The sequence below is a fragment of the Blattabacterium sp. (Mastotermes darwiniensis) str. MADAR genome, assembly GCF_000233435.1.
Lineage (GTDB): Bacteria > Bacteroidota > Bacteroidia > Flavobacteriales > Blattabacteriaceae > Blattabacterium.
The window spans coordinates 1-3088 of record NC_016150.1 but is presented as its reverse complement, the minus strand read 5'-3'; the positions used below and the strand labels follow the sequence as shown (position 1 = coordinate 3088).

Genomic DNA, 3088 nt, shown 5'->3' with positions numbered 1-3088 from the left:
ATGACGAAAGATCGTTTGAATTTTAAGCCTTTTGAGTATCAGTGGGCTTATGATTATTGGTTTAAGCAACAGAATGCGCATTGGTTACATACGGAGATTAATATGCAATCCGATATTCATGATTGGAATGAAAGTTTGTCGAATCGAGAAAGGAATGTTATTGGAGATATATTAAAAGGTTTTACTCAGACAGAAACGGAGGTCGGAAATTATTGGTCAGAGATGATTCCAAAATGGTTTCCTATTCCAGAGATAAAAATGATGGGTCAAGCTTTTGGATCTTTTGAGACCATTCATGCTGTGGCTTATTCTTATTTAAACGATATTTTAGGTTTAGATGATTTTCATGCTTTTTTGGAAGATGAAGCGACTATGAATAAGTTGAAAGTTTTGATGGATATTAGAAAAAGTGATCATGGTAGATATAATAGGGAGGAGATAGCAAGGAGTGTTGCTTTATTTTCTGCAGCTGCAGAGGGAATTCAATTGTTCTCTTCTTTTGCTATATTGTTATCTTTTAGGAGATCTAATCGTTTGAAAGGAATAGGACAGCAAATTATTTTTTCTGTTAGAGATGAGTCTCTTCATTCGGAAGCAGGTTGTAAAATTTTTCGTACACTTTGTGAAGAAAATGAGGGATTGAAGGATTCTGTAAGAGAATCTATTTATCATGGGATGGATTTGGCATTGGAAAATGAATTTTTTTTTATTGATCATATTTTTAGTAAAGGGGATCTTCCCACTATTAAAAGGGAGGAATTAAAGAATTTTATGAGAGATAGAGCCAATTTAAAATTGAGAGAGTTAGGGTTATTGAATTTTTATAGTGTAGATAAAGAAATGTTAGATCATATGGATTGGTTTTATATAACGATATCTGGCGAGCAGCAAACTGATTTTTTTGATAATCGTGAAACTGGATATAGTAAACCTAATGAGGATTGGAATGAAGATCTTTTTCTTTTGGATGAAGAAAAAAAAAATTCAAAAGAAAAAGAAATTTTAAAGATTCTTTTAAAGAATCAGAAAGATAATTTAGGGAATTCTGGATGTGTGTCTTGTGAATCTTAGGGTGAAATTGAAAAAAAAGATTACATCAAAAATTTGGTATGGTTCTTTAGGAAAAGAACAACTTTTGCATAGTTCTGTTTGTGATTATCTAGATTATAAATATCCGCATGTTTTTTATTTTCATCCTCATAATGAAGCAAGAAGAACTCCTTATGAGAGGTTTCTTATAAAAGTGATGAGATTAAGACCAGGGATGCCTGATCTATTAGTTCCTATTCCGATGGAAGGAAGAACAGGAATGGCTTTAGAATTTAAAATAAAACCAAATAAATTGACAAAGAATCAGATTCATATAATTGATATATTGAATTCGTATAATTGGAAGGTAAATGTTTGTTATAATTTTGATCAAGCAAGAATTTATATAGATCAATATTTAAGAAAAACAGATGAGTAGGAGGACTTCTATACAATATGATATGATATCTAATCAATGTAGAAGTTATTTTATGAAAAAAAAGTTTTTTATTCCTAAAGAAATTTGCAAATATATTTTAATTAAGATATATCAAAATGATTGGGTAGAAATTGTTAATTATTCTGTTTTAGCAATAATAATTCAGAAGAAGAGAAAAATTAAAGATTTTATAACGATAGTAGATGTGTATGATGAATATATAAGAAAAGCTAAACTTCTTATGGAAAAGAAGAATTCGGATTATGAGGATGCTTGGAAATATATGAGTATTTCTTCTATAAAAGATTTAATCTTACAAAAGATTTTTCGTATTCAAGGAATAGAAAAGCGTTTGTCTGAAGTGGATAATTTTTATGATAAAATTCAAGATAATTATATGGATATATTGAATTATGCTATTTTATCTTTAATAAAAATGAAAAATCCATGAGTTTATGGGTTCCATTTTACTTTTTCGTGTTTGTAAACTACTATTTGTGCTATTCTATCGCCATTTTTTACGGTAAAAGAATGATGAGATAGGTTGATGAGTAAGATTTTTATTTCTCCTCTATAATCTGAATCGATAGTTCCTGGATTGTTTAGAACAGTTATTCCATGATGTAAAGCTAATCCACTTCTTGGTCGTATTTGAGCTTCATATCCAGTGGGTATTTCCATATAGATTCCAGTTGGGATAATTTTTCTTTCCATAGATGGAATAATAATATCCTTTTCTATATAGGCTTGTAAATCTATTCCTGAGGATCCTTCTGTAGCGTAAGATGGGAGAGCGTGACGGGATAAATTACGGATTTTAATTGTGATGCTCATTTTTATTTATTTTAATTATACTTCACTAATTGTAATTTTTGATGGTTTAGTATCTTTCTTTTCTTAGTCAAGATTATATTTTAAAAAAGCTCTATAAAGTTAAAATAACCATCTTTTTTGGGACTTTTGTTAAAGGGCTATGGTTTTCTATGGTAAAATAAATTACCTATTCTAAAAATCGTTTTATAAGCTTTATTTTAGGGATTGGGGGGTTTGGGGGGTATATCTTCTTTTTTCTTTTTATGTTTCTTTTTATGAAAAGTTTTTATACAAGAAAGATAAAGTTTTTAGTTTTTTTAGGGTTCAGGTCGGTTTAAGAAAAATAGGCATATATATATATATATTTTTTATATTTTATATTTATATATATAATATATACGTAATAATTGACGTAATAATTGACGTCTACCTGCGTACGTGCCTGCGTACGTGCCTGCGTACGTACCTGCGTACGTACCTGCGTACGTACTTGCGTACGTACCCGAGTACGTGTCTGCGCACGTACCTGCGCACGTACCTGCGTACGTACCTGCGTACGTACCTGCGTACGTGCCTGCGTACGTACCTGCGTACGTACCTGCGTACGTACCTGCGTACGTACCTGCGTACGTACTTGCGTACGTACCCGAGTACGTGCCTGCGCACGTACCTGCGCACGTACCTGCGTACGTACCTGCGTACGTACCCGCGTACGTACCTGCGTACGTACCTGCGCAGGTACCTGCATGCAAAATATTTTTTCAGTACATTGTAGCTTAAAGTAGCTTAAAAAAGTAAAAAATGGAT

The 3088-nt window shown here is 31.9% G+C and carries 4 protein-coding genes; 3 read left to right on the top strand and 1 reads right to left on the bottom strand.

Annotated elements, in window-relative coordinates; translation table 11 throughout:
• Genes MADAR_RS02945 through MADAR_RS02935 form a run of 3 tightly spaced genes read left to right on the top strand, consistent with a single transcriptional unit; the run spans position 1 to position 1919 of the window.
• Complete coding sequence (locus tag MADAR_RS02945; protein WP_014164028.1) at positions 1-1071, top strand: ribonucleotide-diphosphate reductase subunit beta; 1071 nt, start codon at positions 1-3, stop codon at positions 1069-1071.
• 7 nt (positions 1072-1078) lie between these two features.
• The gene (locus tag MADAR_RS02940) at positions 1079-1468 is read left to right on the top strand and encodes a VRR-NUC domain-containing protein (protein ID WP_041178057.1); all 390 of its coding nucleotides are present in this window, start codon (positions 1079-1081) and stop codon (positions 1466-1468) included.
• Positions 1469-1520: 52 nt separating this feature from the next.
• Positions 1521-1919 (top strand): DUF1599 domain-containing protein, encoded by a 399-nt coding sequence (locus MADAR_RS02935; RefSeq protein ID WP_238523435.1) that lies wholly within the window; start codon positions 1521-1523, stop codon positions 1917-1919.
• Positions 1920-1921: 2 nt separating this feature from the next.
• Here MADAR_RS02935 and dut read toward each other — a convergent pair whose 3' ends face one another.
• A complete protein-coding gene (gene dut, locus MADAR_RS02930; RefSeq protein ID WP_014164025.1) occupies positions 1922-2302 on the bottom strand; it encodes a dUTP diphosphatase in 381 nt (126 codons plus the stop codon).
• Positions 2303-3088: the final 786 nt, after the last annotated feature.